The organism is Bacillus sp. OTU530 (genome assembly GCF_038440375.1).
The window spans coordinates 1-940 of the sequence record NZ_JASATP010000126.1 but is presented as its reverse complement, the minus strand read 5'-3'; the positions used below and the strand labels follow the sequence as shown (position 1 = coordinate 940).

At 39.6% G+C, this 940-nt stretch carries 1 protein-coding gene; it reads left to right on the top strand.

All coding sequences use genetic code 11. The features are described 5' to 3' along the window. Positions 1–146 precede the first annotated feature (146 nt). Positions 147–940, top strand: a 794-nt coding sequence (istA, locus tag AAHB12_RS31135; protein ID WP_342048936.1) for an IS21 family transposase, incomplete at its 3' end; no start/stop codon positions are given.

The window sequence follows — 940 nt, the reverse complement described above, 5'->3', positions numbered from 1 at the left end:
TGTTTGTGGCAAACTAATTATGTAACGTTTGGCAATCAATTTATGTAGCCCTTTTGGGCACAAAAAAAAGCCACTTGCCAACATCCTCTTATCAACATACACTCCCTGTTGGGTATCAAGACGACGGGAGGGTATGAGTTTAGGAGATGTTAGCAATGGCAGAAATTAATTATATCAGACATGAAGTGAACACAAAAGGTAGTTCCTATAATAGTATTGCAAAGAAAATAGAACGAGATCCAAGAACTATAAAGAAGTATGCAGAAATGGAGGACTTCAGTCCTCAAGAGAAGCTCCAACAGATACGACCTGCAAAAGTAATGGATCCTGTAAAACCTATTCTAGACAAATGGATTCAAGAGGATCTTCAGAAGAAAAGGAAGTTTCGTAGAACAGCTAAACGTATGTATGACCTACTTGTAGAGGAGTATGACTTTACAGGATCAGACCGTTCTGTTCGTCATTATGTTTCTCACCAAAAGAAAAAATTAGTGGAAGAGGCTGAGTCAGCAGCATTACCATTAGAGGCCAAAACAGGAACAGCACAGGTGGATTTCGGAGAAGCACCATTCCAATATGATGGCAAAGTGATTACCTTGCCGTATCTAGTGATGTCCTTTCCTTACAGCAATGCTTTTTACTTTCAAGTGTTTCCTTCTCAGAATCAGGACTGCTTTATAGAAGGCCTAAAGCGGATATTTCATTATATCGGGGGAGTACCGAAGGTAATTCGTTTTGATAATCTTTCAGCAGCAGTAAAAAAGGTTTTACCGCACGGGGAGCGTGAATTGACAACACAATTCCAGAACTTCGTTCTCCATTATGGATTCCAGTATGAGTTCTGTAATCCTGGCAGTGGAAATGAAAAAGGTCATGTGGAGTCCATGGTGAAGTATGTGCGTAATAATTTTTTATTGCCAGAACTTTCTCTTGTGAACAT